This is a genomic window from Paraburkholderia sp. J7, from assembly GCF_905220155.1.
Lineage (GTDB): Bacteria > Pseudomonadota > Gammaproteobacteria > Burkholderiales > Burkholderiaceae > Paraburkholderia.
Window position 1 is genome coordinate 31477 of record NZ_CAJMYZ010000041.1, and the last position, 15643, is coordinate 47119.

At 57.1% G+C, this 15643-nt stretch carries 9 protein-coding genes, 1 tRNA gene and 1 pseudogene; 3 read left to right on the forward strand and 8 right to left on the reverse strand.

Features of this window, described 5'->3' with window-relative positions; all coding sequences use genetic code 11:
* Nucleotides 1–2603 precede the first annotated feature (2603 nt).
* Both U5A58_RS38435 and U5A58_RS38440 read right to left on the reverse strand, forming a co-directional pair.
* The gene (locus U5A58_RS38435) at nt 2604–3584 is read right to left on the reverse strand and encodes a ParB/RepB/Spo0J family partition protein (RefSeq protein WP_321965198.1); all 981 of its coding nucleotides are present in this window, start codon (nt 3582–3584) and stop codon (nt 2604–2606) included.
* Nucleotides 3581–4795 (reverse strand): ParA family protein, encoded by a 1215-nt coding sequence (locus tag U5A58_RS38440; RefSeq protein WP_321965199.1) that lies wholly within the window; start codon nt 4793–4795, stop codon nt 3581–3583. The genes U5A58_RS38435 and U5A58_RS38440 overlap by 4 nt, the downstream gene beginning before the upstream one ends.
* Nucleotides 4796–5471: 676 nt before the next feature.
* Here U5A58_RS38440 and U5A58_RS38445 point away from each other — a divergent pair.
* Both U5A58_RS38445 and U5A58_RS38450 read left to right on the forward strand, forming a co-directional pair.
* Entirely contained in the window at nt 5472–6878 is a 1407-nt protein-coding gene (locus tag U5A58_RS38445) for a replication initiation protein (RefSeq protein WP_321965200.1), read from the forward strand.
* A gap of 920 nt (nt 6879–7798) precedes the next feature.
* On the forward strand, nt 7799–8149 hold the full coding sequence (locus U5A58_RS38450; protein ID WP_321965201.1) for a hypothetical protein: 351 nt from the start codon (nt 7799–7801) through the stop codon (nt 8147–8149).
* Nucleotides 8150–9668: 1519 nt separating this feature from the next.
* Here U5A58_RS38450 and U5A58_RS38460 read toward each other — a convergent pair.
* The 6 genes from U5A58_RS38460 to U5A58_RS38480 all read right to left on the reverse strand — a co-directional run bounded on the left by U5A58_RS38460 (nt 9669) and on the right by U5A58_RS38480 (nt 14646).
* Nucleotides 9669–10480 (reverse strand): IS5 family transposase gene (locus U5A58_RS38460; protein WP_321965202.1). Its coding sequence is split into 2 segments (ribosomal slippage): nt 9669–10132 and nt 10132–10480, totalling 813 coding nucleotides; the frame shifts between segments, so codons are not numbered across the junction.
* 84 nt (nt 10481–10564) lie between these two features.
* Complete coding sequence (locus U5A58_RS40925) at nt 10565–10738, reverse strand: type II toxin-antitoxin system RelE/ParE family toxin (RefSeq protein ID WP_415774355.1); 174 nt, start codon at nt 10736–10738, stop codon at nt 10565–10567.
* Nucleotides 10735–10971 carry a type II toxin-antitoxin system ParD family antitoxin gene (locus U5A58_RS38465; RefSeq protein WP_321965203.1) on the reverse strand — a complete coding sequence of 79 codons (237 nt, stop codon included), beginning with the start codon at nt 10969–10971 and terminating at the stop codon, nt 10735–10737. Before U5A58_RS38465 ends, U5A58_RS40925 begins: the two co-directional genes overlap by 4 nt.
* A 336-nt stretch (nt 10972–11307) precedes the next feature.
* Nucleotides 11308–11379, reverse strand: a tRNA-Gly gene (locus U5A58_RS38470).
* 665 nt (nt 11380–12044) lie between these two features.
* Nucleotides 12045–13556, reverse strand: a complete 1512-nt coding sequence (locus U5A58_RS38475) for a CoA-acylating methylmalonate-semialdehyde dehydrogenase (RefSeq protein WP_321917244.1) — start codon at nt 13554–13556, stop codon at nt 12045–12047.
* Between the two features lie 661 nt (nt 13557–14217).
* Nucleotides 14218–14646 (reverse strand): DUF305 domain-containing protein, encoded by a 429-nt coding sequence (locus U5A58_RS38480; RefSeq protein ID WP_321917242.1) that lies wholly within the window; start codon nt 14644–14646, stop codon nt 14218–14220.
* Between the two features lie 602 nt (nt 14647–15248).
* On the opposite strand from U5A58_RS38480, the pseudogene U5A58_RS38485 reads away from it, so the two are divergent.
* Nucleotides 15249–15643: pseudogene (locus tag U5A58_RS38485) on the forward strand (hypothetical protein); the annotation flags it as partial.

Below are 15643 nucleotides of genomic sequence, written 5' to 3' on the forward strand. Positions count from 1 at the left end.
CGCCTGCGCGACGTACTGTTTGGGCGTTGTTTCGCTAGTTGATCCGGGTGCGCCGCAAGCCTTCTTCGCAAGGAGCGACTGAAGTAGTCGCCGATCGTTGAACTACGCCAACCAACTGACGTTGTCCTCGGCCTGGCCGAACGCACTGCCGAGGAGCGATTGTCAGTTCCCCGAGGAATCGGGTCGGTTACTGGTCTAGAGGGCTCGCTCGAATGCTGTTCGGTCAATTCGCACGAAACTCTGCGGTTAATACGACTGCTCGCATCCTCGTGGCCATACGAGTAACAAAACTACGCATTACGTAGCGTTTGATACGACTATTGATTACGCAGTGGGCAGAAGGGGAAACCAGCAGTTGTTTCGGCGAATTTAACCTCCGCGCCTATAGTTTTCCGTGAAACATTCACCCGAAATTCGCCCGAATCTCCCGTCGCATAACGGTTTGCTCTGATTTGACTATCTTTCATTGATGTTTCACGCGTGCGGCTGCCGCGAAACACAAACGGAGATCATCCCGCGTAACAAAGCACAACCTTCTCAAGTGACCGAGGGCCTACGCTTTCGTCGCTCTCTAAGCCCCCGTATAGCCGAGCGGATCCAGCCGCGGTCTTTCCTTCGTTCTTCAATGTATCGCGCGGCGCGCGGGTGGGGACTCAGGCAGCTTGTACCCGGGCGCTCCATTGCTTCGCACAGTTGGTTGCTCTCTTTGTTTAAATTAGGGACAAAACATGCACGATTGTGAATGTTGGAATTGCGGTCAGCCGGGCGGAAGGCGGTGCGTCGTTATCGTAAGTGCTAGCGGAAATGGCGTATCGTCCCTTTGGCTCGTCCAGCAGCGTGGCCCGAACTGATCGCTGCCCGCGCAACGCATCGCCACCTCTGAGGCTGGCGCAACGGGGAGGTCGCTGAATGCGAATGCTGCTGCGCTCGGCTCAATCGATCTCGGCCCGGAAGCGTGGTACGTCGACGTGCGGCTCATCGAGCTTAGCCCGCAGGGTATCTATGCGCCCGTGGAACACAGGTGCGACATCATGCAGGAATTACATGGAGGGAAGCGAGTGGCTCAATCGCCGTGCGGGCTTCCACCGCTACTATCTGAAGGAACCGGAACACTTCCTTTGATTCTGCGTATATGTCCAGCGTAAAACCGCGGCCGGCGTGAGCGCTGACGAAAGCAAACACTACCCCGCGACTTCGGCCATGCTGCTGCAGGACTAGGTGATGACGCCAAAACACAGTGCCGCTCTTCGCGCTCGCGCCCAATTGCCCTCCGGGTCCCTGCTGACTCCCAGCGATATCCCGGTCTCGAGCTGCCTCGCCTTTTCGAAAGACCGACTGGCCGTCCGCCCTCTGGCCGACAACTGGTGGCTAGCGGTCGCGTTCGAGTCGGCGCCGTAAGAGCACCAGATCACCATGAAGAGGGCTCACCTCGGAATGCTTTTCAGAGCGCGCGATTGATCCATTGTGCAAAGTGGGCCAACCGTAGGTCCAAATTCGACGTCTCCTAGTGCGATCGCACCGCGCTCGTCCATCGCAGTGTCTGAGACGACTTGCGAGAAGGACACGCGTTGGGGCGAGGACGGTAGCCATGCAGAGAAAGGCGTCACGGCGGGAGCCGTCAACGACGTCCGCGCTGCCCCGACTCGCCGAAAGGTGAAAGCGTCCCCGGGTACATTGAGCGCGCTCTGTTGCGCGTGGTGGCTCGGCACGCTCTCTGCCACATGTTGGTTTCGGATACCATCGCGCCCGAGATGCCGCGCGAGATCGTTCAGTAGTCGAGAGAGGTCACGCGTTCCCTCAACACTACCGCCATCTACACGCGCGCCAAGCGCAAACGCCGCATCGACGAAGTCGCAAAGCAGCGGCAGCGATGCCTTTCCCCTTCGGCGACCTTGACTCGTACCGTTACGGTCCGGCAATCATGCACATAGATCGTGCGGCCGGGTCTTACCTAGCAGGGGAGAATCACATCGAGGCCGAAAAGAAGCGCGGGCAATGCTCGCTTTGGAACCGGGGCAAAGAAGTCCACGGAGACATCAAGCAATAATTGAGGGAGTTGGGTAGATGCTGGTATCAACCGCTATTGAGCCACGTAGTGGCACGTTGGGCAGCTTGCCCAAGATCATTGAGCGCATATTGTAGGGCCAAATATGAAGATGCTAATAGCCGCAGTGATTTCGAAGGGCCGTGCCAATCGCTGTCTAGGGTAGGGACTGCTGATTGCTGCAAACCATTCGAGCGGCTTCAGTAGCACTTTCCGCCCATCGTCCAAGAGTCGGAATGTCTCGCCGGAACAGCGAGACTCCCGCGCGTCGGACTGTTCAATTTCTGGCAGATCACCCCCAAACACCTTGTCGCCCCAAAACCCTCGGCGATTCAATGTGAAGCCCGCGCCAAGCAGTTCTCCACGCGTGAGTGTTCGGATCCGAACACCGTGCCGCACGCAAGCGTTCAGCCGATTGACGAGGAGCAAAACTCCGAACACCGCAGCTCATCACGAAAAAAAGTGTTCGGATCCGAACACTCACACGATCGCAATAAAATTGGCGGCGCAATAAAAAAGCCCCGCGAACTGCGAGGCTTTTTCTCTTAGTATGACGGGCCTATTCTGGTTGAACCGAGAACATCTTCGCGACGGCCTCCCTAAGTGCCCGCTCCTGCTCCTCGGAAATTACCCCGGCCTTGAATTTGAAGGTCAGACCCGACACATCTTTCGTGATGCTGCCCGCCTGAACGTTCCCGGAGAAAATTTTGAGTATGCTCCGTCCCGCCGCATCATGAGTCGACACACCGCGAGTCGCTGCAGCAAGAATCGCAGGAGCGACCTTTGACTCAAGGAGGTCACCCGCTGCTACCTGCACCCATAACTCCGCTAACGCTTTCAATCCCGCATCGCCGGTCTTCTTCAACGCACTCACAATTTCTTGCGCCTGATTCGATTGCAAGAGCGTCGGCCTAAGGTCCAAATCACGCTTAACGAAGTCAGGAAGCTCATCGAAGGCAAGATATCGGTAGAGTTCGTTTCTGGAAATGCCCATCGTCTTGGCAAGACGTGTCCTATTTGGAAACTCACTCTCTGCGCGACGGACCGACACTGCAATCTCGTAATCAGAGAGATCGTCACGCGTCACGTTCTCGACTAGCGCGAGGGCGGCCATATCTTGGTCAGTACAGTCAATGACCACACTCTTGATGGTCTCTCGATTCAAGAGCTTGTGTGCACGCCAACGCCTCTCCCCAGCTACCAGTTGATAAGCGTCATCGCCCACTCGACGCACTAGCACCGATTGCAGTAGCCCGGTCTCTTCAATCGAACGAGCCAATTCATGCAGCTTCGTTTCATTGAATTCGCGGCGAGGTTGCCATGGGTTCGGTGAAATCTCATTGACCGGTAAATCGGTCCCAACTCCCTTATCCTCAAGCTCCTGGATTCGAATTTGCGCGGCGGTCAAGGCGCTAGTAAGTCCCGGCATGGTTTGCGGACTGCGAGTGGCCTTATCAGCCTCTTTCTTAACCGGCGCCATTTCAGCCGGCGACGCTAGGCCTGCCGTCTTAGCCAACAGCTGCGCGCGAATATTGCTCATGCCTCCTCCTTCCAATTCTTAACGAACATGTCATCAAGCCAACGCGCATATTGCATCAACGGTTGCTTCACCCGTTGAAGCGACTTAGCTGTCGAATGCGTATTCGTGATATCCAGTGCAGTGGAGAATGAAAGGGCCCCGCCACTCATCACTGAGCTTGCGGGAATTTCAAACGGGTCTAACCATTTCCCGTAAGCTGTCTGAGCCCATTGCCGAACTACCGGGGCCGAGGAAGTCTTTCCGTAGTCCACCTTGGAAAGAAGAATGGAGATGAATTCGTAGGCTTTGTCTTCCTCGTACGCGAGGAAGTCGCCCGCGACTTCTGAAAAGAGGCGCCAGAACGCCATCGAGCTGATGAAGTCTAGGTTCTCCGGAACCATCGGCATAACGAGTGCGTCTGCGGCAAGCAATGCATTGAGGTTCATGTACGACAGCGACGGCGAGGTATCCATCAGGATGTAGTCGTATTGCGAACGCAGCGGATCGAGGCCTTCGCGAAGTACCGACCAAAACCGAAAACCCTTCATCGTCTTCTGCCTAGCCGGCAATAGAAACTCAGCGCCATATAAGAACGTGTGCCCTGGAATGATGTCCAGGCCATCCCAATAGGTACTCTGTACCTTGGAACTCAGCCCACCTTCGATGGACTGGTCATAGATGTAGGGGAGAACGGTATCCTCCCCACTGATTTCCTTCTCTGCGTATAGTCCGCACAATTCCGAAGCGGAGGCCTGCGGGTCCAGGTCGATAATGAGCACTTTGCGTCCGAGTAAAGACAAGGCTTGTCCGAGGCAGACGGTGGTGGTGGTTTTCGCGGAACCTCCCTTCAGCTGAGCCGTCGTTAGCACCCTCCCTCGGAAATTGCTGTCCGGTTCACCAAGTCGAGTTTGATAAATATCCGAGGTCATCTTCACCCAAGTGCGTACTTCGGCAAGCGTAAACGTCCGGCTACGACCGCTGCCGTTTAGCGTGCCCGACGGAAGCCCTTGGTCCGTCCTCGTCACCAGATACTGAATCTGCTGGCGTGACAGATTGCACATCTCCGCCAACTCGCTGATAGTAAATATGGGAGCAGTTTTGCGCGGCCTCGGGGCCAGAATCTGCTCGCGCAGGTTGTCCGCGAACGGAGCGAGTTTTTCGGCGAACTCTGCAACCTCGCGAAGCGTCGTCCGACGGCTCTCAATAGGGAGGGCGGTAGCCACTGCGTCCATTCTGCACTTCTCCGTGTTTTGACAATGAAGCGCAGAATACACCATTATGCGTAAACAGGGTTGCGATGAGACTAGTCATTTAGCCAAAACGCGAAGATTCTGCGCTAGTTTCTTGAATTCACGCCTTAATCGAGAGTCCCGGTGAGACTTGGCATGCTTCGTTGGCGGTAGAACCTAGACGAAATGCTCGTGCTAGGTGCCCATTTCACGCTTGCAAAGACAGAACAATACGGTGGTACGCACAAAAACCGCCCCTAGGACGGTTTTTGTGGTTCGCGTGTTAGTTTGTATAATATCCTTTTAAATCAAACGGTTACGTCGTAACGATCCTCGCGTTTGTGACTAGTTCTTTTGATTTCTGCGTCGATGTATGTTTGCTTTTTGTAAACATAAACCGACAAGCAAACATACAGGATCAAAAAATCCCTTTCTTATCAAAGCAAAAGCCTGTGGATAGAGACGGTTTTTGTGAGGACAGAGACGCTTTTTGTGACGCCGGGGGCAGAAATTGGGTATGGATGCGCAGAAATTGTGAATATGCCGAGCGGTTTTTGGGCGACAGCTAGAAAGTAAGGGGTGGTTTTTGTGCGGGAAGATGGCCCAACATCGGGGGTGGTTTTTGTGTTGACAGCCGCTACTTGGCTGATAGAGTGCCGGCATTGAGCCGAAAGAACGAATGGAAAATCCGACGCTTCCTGCCACACCGCATCAACTTGCCTTGGACATCTACGACGATATGTCCGGCAAAGACGCGCGGATAGACCAAGCGGACAGGGACATTGGGTATCTCCGAAACAACATCTTCACGCGTGTCGGCGGACTCGGTATCGCCGCACGCCGAGTGCTCGACGCCGCATACTTCATCGTCGCATCGAAGGCGCCTGACGAACTCATCGACGACAAGGTCTACACATTTTCCGAGGACATCAACTACTTCAAGTGGTTGATGCGCTACGACAGTCGCAACCACAGTCATCTCGTCGCCCAGATGCGTGCCGCAGCAAAGGCCCGTGTTGAAATCATGACAGCCCCCTCAATCGAAGAGATGACTGAGAGGGACTCGTGGGGCACGATAAGTCTGCTTGGCGATTGCTATATCGAGCGAAACGTGGTGTGCATCTTGCTCTCAGGCAGGGTGATTCGATATCTCATTAGCCCGTACAAAGCGCATTGGCTCAGCCTACGCGATGCCGCGAAGTTTACGCTATCGCTCGCGCGCGCAGTCTATGACCGCCTCATTCCATGCGAGGGCCATGGTGTAACCGAGTGGTTCGCTTACGAAGAGGTTCTCGAGTGGCCGGGGAAGGTCGGCGCATCGCGCAGGGTCTTCAAGGAGTTCCGGAAGCATTTCCTTGAGCCCGCCGTGCAGCAGCTCAACGAAGAGTCGGATTTCGAAGTCAAATGGGAAGCGAACGCCGCGCGCGTCTCGGCGGACAAGATGAAACTGCGCTTCCGTTTCACGAAGAAGCAGGGCGCTGATGCCGCGCGCGCAGGCATTCCAGATGAAATGTACCTCGTGCTTCACAATGAGTTCGCGTTCGACGAGTTGGACTTTCTGCGTCTCGCAAATAATCGGCACACCTGGACGGATGAACGTCTGGTGCAGGCTATCGAATACACACAGACCAGGTTGACGCAGGGCAAGGTAACGATTAGCCCCAAGGGCTATCTCTTCAAGTCGCTCGAAGGGAACTACCGGATTGGTGGCGCCGAAAAGAAGATGCTGGCTGTTCAGTCGCAACAGTCCCAGCAATCGGAAGAGGAAGCACGCGTCCGTCAAAACGCGGAGTCGCAGCGACGAGAGGCTGAGAAAGCGCAGGCCGAAATAGCGGCCGCCAAAGTCCGCTCGGAGGCTGAAGCCGGCAGGGAGTTCTTTGAGGCGGCGGATGCCCATGTCCGAAAGGAACTACTGCACACTTTTGTAACGGGTCTGCTGCACCAGCGGCAAATGGCGAGGGTTGGCGTCTCGCGCGAGTCGCTCACTACTGAGAACATCCTTACGGCAAACCGGCAACTCGCTGAAACTTTCTGCACCCATGTGTGGTCGCGCATGAAGAAGGTCATCGACGCACGATCGAAGTAAGCGAGGCGGGCAGCCGACCACCGGTTGCGCGCGACCTCGTAAATCTGCTTATGCAGCCCCGACTAGTATTCACGTTCGTCGCGCTCGTTCGGACGTTTGGGCGACAACGGATCGCAAAGAACTGTCGCGGCTGGTCAAGTCGTAGCAATGAGCCCATTGGCTAAGTATTCCTAAGGAAATCTATCTCCCGACGATCACGTGTTCCTGCTTCGGACCAGGTAGTTGCCGGCGTACACCATCGACAGACAGACGCGCTGGAGAGCTAAAGGGCGGACGTACTTCTTGACGTTATTTGTAGTATTTTGATACCTCCGTATTGCTGTCTCGCAGCTTGGCGACATGACACATCTCGCCACGTGAACAACAAGTTGAAAAACCTTACCGCCGGTGCCGACTAAAAGCTCTTTGCGGTGGTACCGACGTGCTTGGCGCAGGCTAGTTGATAGTGTTCGCTTCTCCATACGTCGCGGATAGCGCCCCGCTGTAGTCGTGATTCGCCAACAGTTACGGGCACAGTCGTCGTTCTGCGACTTGCGTTCGCCTGCCTCAACGTCTCATTGAACGTGTTTGCCGATCACTGGCGTGTCTCAGACATCTGAGCGTTAAATGACCGGTCATCAGTAGCTGGTCCTCCAAAAACGCCGATCGCAGCCGGGCGGACTCCATTCACCCAAATCGCAGAATTTCCTTCTCACGATGACGTGATTGCGGGAATGATCGTCTTATTTTCGCGCACCCATTCAAATGGCGAGACTTGTGCCGATACCAGAACACCGGCCAGCAAGCGTTGTCGGCTGTCAAGGCAAGTTCCACTGCCTTTAGGCGCCGCGAGGCAATTGGTCGTAAGAGGCGCGCCTAGACCCGCCTAGGGCGAAGGTGCAGCGATGGATGACGTCTGGATTGAAGGAGAGCAGCACTCAATGAAATACATGAAAGTCGCGGCGAGATGCACACCAGAGGAATTACATCGGCACCTCAAGGGTTTCCTACCACTCTTCCGCGGCTTAGCGGCTACCGTGATAACGGTTCCTGCAGCCAAGTCCAGGTTCAACGCGGCCGTGGAGAGTGCCATGGTAATTTTGGACCGCACTCCCAGTGTCTCCACCTGCTCCGAACTGGAGAGCCTCTTCGATTTGATGGCGGTTCTCTTTGTCGATGCACCGCTGCTTAAATCGAAGCCACGCGATCAGGTGAAAGAGGTGATAGGTTGGATAGAAGAATTGAGGGCTGGCCTATCTTTTGTCTCCCGAGAGTGGCACCGGTATCACTGAACGGGGCTGCGTAGGAGGTCTCGTGGAAGACGTGGACGATCGTGTCGCATAACCCGCGCGTGTATCGCGAGCGGCAAGTCGGTGCGTACGCCGTGAACGGCACCGTCCCGCCGAGTTTTTATCGCATGCGCAAGGACTGATTGCTCGCACGGCGTTCCGTGCACGTAGCCGCCTTGACGTAACGCACAGGCTCTGCGTCTATTCGAAGCAATAGCGATGTGAGCGAGTCGGACGTGCCGCGGGCGACACCTGTGGCACGTCCGCTGCCGGCTGCGAAAAGCAACGGGCGTCGGCCCATGCGGGGCCACGCGGTTTCGATTCGGCTCACAGCCAGCCGTCACGATCAGCAATCAACTGCGACCCAGCGAAGCGCTGCGCATTCACGCCTGCTATGCCCGCGAACTCATCGCATGCAACGGGCGAGACGGCCATGCACGACGCGTAGCTGCTCGCCGACTAGTGCGCAGCTTCAGCCGGAGGCGGTAACCCGCCGTCGCGGAACGGCAGCAACGTCTGTTAGCGCGGACTTGCCGTCGAGACGGTGACCAAGCAAAGGGCCAACGATGGATGGTGGCCAGCGCATCAGCGCCACTCGCAACGGCTTCGACTGAGGATGGCGCGGTCTGAAAGCTAGTGGGCACGGCGTTGGTGAGGCATAGGAGGTAGTCGACGCCAGTGCACTTGCGCGGGAGCCCAGCGTCGCGCGAAACGACAACGTCGATTAGGAAACGCTCTGATCATGTGAGGCGCGAGCTTGCGATGTCCGTTTCGTGCAGAGCGCGTCACGCTCCGTATTTCGGCCGACGCGGGCGCCGGCGTGCGCCGTCGACAAGCAAAAGCGGAAGAGGGTCAACGACGGGGCGTGTTTTTCAACATTACGCCGCCGAATGTCAAACCGCTATCGGCCGTAACCCACTTTGACGGCCTGATGGATAACTCGACTAGTCAACGGTCCGTCAGAATTTGGCACCCGACACGACACGATGTACAAAGCCGGTCTTCAGGCAAAGGGGGTATCTGCTGAGGCGCGCGGCTGACGCGTCGATGCGGTACCGCTCTGACGTCCTGATGCCGCGCAGCGAATTGAGTTTCGGAGGCGTCTGGCACCTCGCACACGTGCGCCGGCTTTAATCTCAATACTCGTTACGAACCCTGCCATCGGTGAGTGCCGCATCGAGGATGAAGCCTTCGCTGGAGGGATTGTAGACGAATGATGTCAGCCACGCAGAACTAATGGACTCAACAAGGGATGATCAAATTATTCGCAATCCTATGTAATTGCGTGGAGAAAGTCTGAAAATCAAGAGACCCGTGATCCCGCGGGCTTTGCGCCGTGCAGATGGTGTCAATGGAACTCGCTGTCATCGCTCAACAGCCACGCCGGAATATCACGCTTGCCGTTGAGCACGCGCCAAACCTCGACATGACCCTTACGCTCAATGTAGAAGATCAGATGCGGGTAGCGATCGAGAGACCAAGAGCGCAGGCCCGGTACGTCCAACTCGTACGCTTAGAGGTGTTAACAGAATGACTTTTGCAGGTGTCGCCAGCATATGATGCAGCAGGCGATTCTGAGGAAAGCCTCGTGGATGAAGGCGAGCTGTTCGAAGCGGATACGCAGTCGGCGGAAGTTGTGAAGCCACGAGATGGTCCGCTCGACAACCCAGCGTGTTTTGCCCAGCCCACTACCATGAGGCTGACCACGTCGAGCGATTTCGGTTGCAATGCCGGCGGCATGCAGTGGACATCGATATTTGTCGTGGTCGTAGCCTCTGTCGCCCTGAACGACCCGAGGCTTTGATAGTGGTTTGCCACGCTTGCCGCGGATTGGCGGAATTGCCTCGACCAGCGCTTGAAGTTGAGTGACGTCGTTGCGGTTGGCGCCTGTCAGAATCACCGCGAGCGGGACGCCCTGCGCTTCGGTGATGAGATGGTGCTTTGAACCGGGTCGTGCACGGTCTGTGGGATTCGGTCCTGTTTTTGACCTGAGCCCACAGCGCGGATTGAAGAGGAATCGACGATGACGCGAGACCAGTCGATTTGGTCGGCTGCGCGCAATCGCGCAAGCAGCACCTCGTGCAACTGCTCCCAGACGCCAGCAGCTTGCCAGTCACGTAGGCGACGCCAGCAACTCATGCCGCTGCCGCAACCCATCTCGCGAGGTAGCAGGTCCCAACGCAGGCCTGTCTGCAGGACGAAGAGAATGCCGGTGAGCACCGCACGATTGTCGAGCGGCTTGCGCCCCGGATAACGGGTTCGTCGTAGTTTGGGAGGGGGCAGCAACGGTTCGATGAGTGCCCACAGTTCGTCGTCGAGTATCGGCTTGGCCATGTCCTGTTCGTCGTCGAAACAATGAAAAGGTTAACAGCATTCATCGAGGGTTAACAGCCCCTTCGTTCATTTTGTTAAGGATTCTTAACGGGGAGAGCCGATGTTGGGGTGTTTGGCGAGATGCGCGTACGCGTGCTCGATCTCTGCAATAAACCCGAGCGCTGCCTGTTCCGAGCCTTCGTCCACGAGGTAGTAGGTTAGCTCGTCTTCTACGTCCTGCCTGGCCAGCCGGGTCGGGATGACGGGCTTGGCCGTCACTTGCGCGAAGTACGTACGCGTGCGCGCAGCGATTCGAAGTAGTCGGCATCAGCCGGATCCGCGAGACCCGAAGTTGCCCCCTGGAGGATCATTGCACGCAGGCGCTTGCGATCCTGATCCTTACGGATAAGTTCGCGCACGTATTCGCTGCTCGTGCCGTAGCCGCACACGCCGACCTGCTCGTCGACATATTCCTTCAGCGAATCGGGGAGGGAAACGTTCATCGTACACATGTGAACCAGTCTATCCGGCTTTGGCAAAATTTGCCAAGATCGCCTTTCCGAAGATGTTCTGATGTGGTCCGACCTGCTCGAATAGCGTTATCTGGCGTGACTTTCTGGGGAATTGTGCGGCTGTCCGCTGCCAGGCACCTAATGCTTTGTTGAGCGCTAAGCGTAGGGTGGTGGGGCGACCGATGGACAAGGCGACGCACGAACGCATCGTTGCACTGCCCACCGGCGGCCATAGCATCGACGATAAGGCGCGCATGGCGGGGTTTAGCGAGAGTCAGGTAAAGCGAGTGTGGTCGCTGGCCCAAGAGGGCGCGCGCCACGCATGAGCTAGCTGGTCCCGGGCTACGGGTAATTGAACCCGTGTGGATGGCTGGGAAGGCCGTCGCCAAACCGCCAGGCGAAGCCCGCAAGGCGCTTTTACATCAATGCGCGCTACGCTCGAATGTTGCAGCGTTTCAGGGTCATCCCGCAGGCACGCGGCCGCGTTCGCGGACTGCCGCAACAGTCTCGACGAGAAAGCGGGACATAGCCGATCGCGCGCAAGTGCACCCTTATGGAAAACGCGTGCTCTCAAAAATTTCGATAATTTCTTATACGTCAACTTTGCATCGTAAGATACATCATGGCGTATCTCGCAACTAACCGTCCGACCGGCAGCTTGCAGCAGACATTCAGCTGAACCGCCGCGGACCGCGCGGCAATCAGTACGTCTCGAATCTTGAAGTTAGCGTCACAACTACTTCGATTCGAATACCTAAGCAATTGCGAGGGTATGGCGACTGCCAGAGGATGGAAAGACTCACGGGCACGATTTACATCACTGACCTACTACGGGCGAGATAAGATAAGAAGGCAATTATCTCAATGGCAGAGTTTCACGTCGATTTCCGAAGAAAACTCTATCCGCACGCACAAAAGCAGCGAATGTGTTGCTGGCTCGTCGAGCGCGGGCGAGGCGAACGTCGCCGCATCGAGCGGTGGCTATGGTCAAGGTCGAGGGACGCGCGCAGGCCGCTCTCAAGGAGGATAGGCGCATCGCTTCCCCCAGTGTTGGAGGAAGCGAAGGCTTGAGATCACTCCGCTACGGGCATCGAGAACTCGGCACCCTTTTCGGTGCTTTCCGGCCAGCGCTGCATGATCGACTTCTGCTTCGTATAGAAGCGCACGCCTTCTTCGCCATAAGCGTGCATGTCGCCAAAGAGGCTGCGCTTCCAGCCGCCAAAGCCGTGCCATGCCATTGGCACCGGAATCGGCACGTTGATGCCCACCATCCCCACTTCGATCTGGCGGCCGAATTCACGTGCCACGTGGCCGTCTCGCGTGTAACAGGCCACGCCGTTGCCGAACTCGTGGTCGTTGATCAACTGCACAGCCTCGGCGAAGTCCTTCACGCGGACGCAGGCGAGCACCGGCCCGAAGATCTCTTCCTTGTAGATCCGCATCTCGGGCGTGACATTGTCGAACAGCGTGCCGCCCGTAAAGAAGCCATTCTCATGGCCGGGCACCTTCAGGCCGCGCCCGTCGGCCACGAGCTTCGCGCCTTCCTCCACGCCGGTCGCGATATAGCCTTCGATGCGCTCGAGCGCCTGCTTCGTTACGATCGGGCCCATTTCCGCGTCGGCTTCCATGCCGTTCTTGATGACTAGGCTCTTCGCGCGTTCAGCCAGGCGCGGCACAATCTTGTCAGCCACGTCGCCCACCAGCACAGCCACCGAGATCGCCATGCAGCGCTCGCCCGCTGAGCCGTAGCCTGCTCCGATGAGCGCATCAACGGTCTTGTCGAGGTCCGCATCGGGCATCACGACCATGTGGTTCTTCGCGCCGCCGAGCGCTTGCACGCGCTTGCCGTGCTTTGCACCAGTCCCGTAGATGTAGTTCGCGATCGGCGTGGAGCCCACGAAGCTGACTGCCTTCACGTCGCGGTGTGCGAGGAGGGCGTCAACCACCACCTTGTCGCCCTGTACGACGTTGAACACGCCGTCGGGCAGGCCGGCTTCCTTGAGCAAGCGCGCCATGAAGAGCGAAGCCGAAGGATCGCGTTCGCTAGGCTTGAGGATGAACGTGCAGCCCGCGGCGAGCGCCACCGGGAACATCCAGCAGGGCACCATGCAGGGGAAGTTGAACGGCGTGATGCCGGCCACCACGCCCAGCGGCTGGCGCACGGTCCAGTTATCCATGCCCGTGGAAACCTGTTCGGTGTAGTCGCCCTTGAGTAGTTGCGGAATGCCGCAGGCATATTCGATCACATCGATACCACGCGCCACTTCGCCCCGCGCGTCGGACAACACCTTGCCATGCTCGGCCGTGATGATCGCCGCAAGTTCGTCAGCGTGACGATTCATCAGCCCGAGAAAACGCAGCATGACGCGCGCGCGGCGAATCGGCGGCGTGTCGCGCCACTTCGGGAACGCGGCTTTCGCGCTCGCCACGGCCGCGTCGACATCGGCACCTTCGCCCAGCACGAGGCGGCGTGCGGCGGCGCCGGTCGCGGGGTTGAAGACCGCTTGCGTGCGCTCGCCGGCGCCACGGGCGGTCTTGCCGCCAATGAAGTGAGCCACGTCTGCGGTATCAATAAAAGGTTGCATTTCGTCTCCTCGGCAATGGTTGATGATCACCAGTGTACGAAGCCTGGAAATACATGAAAAGAGACCGCGACTGAAATGATTGTTTACGTATACGAACAATCATCGGTCGAGCACGTAAAAAATAGAAAGGGCAACGAACGTGCCATGATCGGCGATTAACTCGCGTAAGCAGGTCTCAGGCGTATCCGCGCGACGACTGAACGGATGGGATGGACGAGTGGTAGGTGCCGTCGAGCACGTCTTCGGTACGCTCAAGCACTGGATGGGTCCTGCACACTTCCTGACCCGAACGCTCGCACGATGGGCGCGGTAAGAACCCTGAAGGCCGTGAAGTTGGCTGGGAGCTAAAGCCCCGAGGGGTGTTGTTGTGCTCGTGACATTCGACTCTTCAAACTCACCGTAAAAAAGTTTGACCGGTCCGGTCATGAATTGTTCACGCGGTAGAAAAATACGTTTCGACACGCCCTGGACCCACTTCGGCCGTTGAAACTAGCTGGACATGAACGCTGGTTTCAGAGGTCCAGCGTTCATCCACGCGTGCGTGCTGTCCGTCAAGTCATCGGCCCAAACTGCCGCCGCTCGTCGCAGCAAGACGAGATCGTTCGGCGGAGCCTTCGAAAGCCTTCGCGACCCAGCGAGGCGCCCCATGCTGCCTCGCGCGTCACGTCTTTTTGTTGTGCTTGGACTGCCACTGCGTCATAAAGGCAATCTCCTCCTTTTGTGCCTTGATGATTTTTTTCGCCAGCGCCTTCATTTGGGGATCTTTGCCGTACTTGAGCTCGACTTCGGCTTGATCCACCGCTCCCTGATGATGCGGGATCATGTGCGCCACAAAGTCCGCGTCTGTATCTCCGGTGTATCCGGGTGCGCTCATGTTTTTCATCATCTTTGCCGCGTTGTTCTCAAAGGCCGACGTCGGCGCAGACAGCGGCCCACCGGTTTCCGCAGGCGTATCCATTTTTCCAGCAGACATGTTCATCTGCCCATTTGCCATGGCAGTGGCTTGCTGCGCGCTCGCGTTGAGTGCGATGCCACACAACACGATTCCGACGTTGATCGAGAGGACGGTGAGTAAATGGTTGACTTTCATCTGAATGTGCCCAATAGGTGGATAACTGGATCGTTAGCGGGCGACTGCGCTCCTAATCAGGCCCCGCGTATTGATCATCACCCTTCCTATCGTTGGAAGGTCAAGCGTCCAGGGACCAGCGCACACTTTTGCAGAAACCGAGACTTGTAATTGCGCGAAGGGCTGCTTTGCCTGACAACTTATCGGATCGAATCCGTACCTGAATGGCCGGTATTTAGGCGCTCGAGACGTTCGAATGGCAAAGTCGACGCGCCGGCCAGCGTCCGAAAGTGGCCGACCAGCGCCCCGCGACCGGGCTCGGTGATCGCCTAGGGCGCGGCTCTCATGCAAAAGCATGAGCGGAAGTCTGTATTCGAGACTCAGTGCCGCAGAGCGGTCTGTCGAGTTACCACGTGACGTGGAGGCTTCGTTCCTGTGTGCGTGCCCCGACTCACTGCGACTAGGTGCAAGAGGCTTCAGTCTCAACCTCTCGTGACGAACCCGGCCATCGGCGAGCCCGCATCGAGGATGAAGCCTTCGCAAACGGGCCAGTTAACGAACGATGTCGGCCGCATAGAACTAACGAACTCAACCAGCAGCTAGAGGAGGGAGCAAGGTTGCGCGTGAGTGAGCCGAAACATCACTTCCCATTGGAAGACAGTATGGAGCACTCGATACTCGTCGCCGGCGGAATTGGCATCAGGCCAATTATCAGTATGGCTGATAAGCTCGCTGATTCCGGTCGTTCCTTCGAACTCCATTACTGCGTAAGAACTTGCAATAAAGCTGCCTTCCTGGAAGAACTCACAAGGGAGAGATTCTGTTCGGCAGTGAGATTGCACGTTGACGACGAACCGGATCAAAAGTTCGATGCAGAGTCGATTTCCAAACATGCTCCGGGGCGTAACAGACGTGCGCCGCCCATCTGCCAGATGCCGACTTTGTGGTTGACCGCCCCGGCGGGCCGCCAAACGCGTGGCTTTAATTGTTCGTACGGTCTGGTGCGCATCGTGGGGGC

What these genes read in the sequence shown, in the direction of transcription:
- U5A58_RS38435 (WP_321965198.1), bottom strand. Translation starts at nt 3,584, where the DNA reads ATGAGCAATATTCGCGCGCAGCTGTTGGCTAAGACGGCAGGCCTAGCG.
- U5A58_RS38440 (WP_321965199.1), bottom strand. Translation starts at nt 4,795, where the DNA reads ATGGACGCAGTGGCTACCGCCCTCCCTATTGAGAGCCGTCGGACGACG.
- U5A58_RS38445 (WP_321965200.1), top strand. Translation starts at nt 5,472, where the DNA reads ATGGAAAATCCGACGCTTCCTGCCACACCGCATCAACTTGCCTTGGAC.
- U5A58_RS38450 (WP_321965201.1), top strand. Translation starts at nt 7,799, where the DNA reads ATGAAATACATGAAAGTCGCGGCGAGATGCACACCAGAGGAATTACAT.
- U5A58_RS38465 (WP_321965203.1), bottom strand. Translation starts at nt 10,971, where the DNA reads ATGTGTACGATGAACGTTTCCCTCCCCGATTCGCTGAAGGAATATGTC.
- U5A58_RS38475 (WP_321917244.1), bottom strand. Translation starts at nt 13,556, where the DNA reads ATGCAACCTTTTATTGATACCGCAGACGTGGCTCACTTCATTGGCGGC.
- U5A58_RS38480 (WP_321917242.1), bottom strand. Translation starts at nt 14,646, where the DNA reads ATGAAAGTCAACCATTTACTCACCGTCCTCTCGATCAACGTCGGAATC.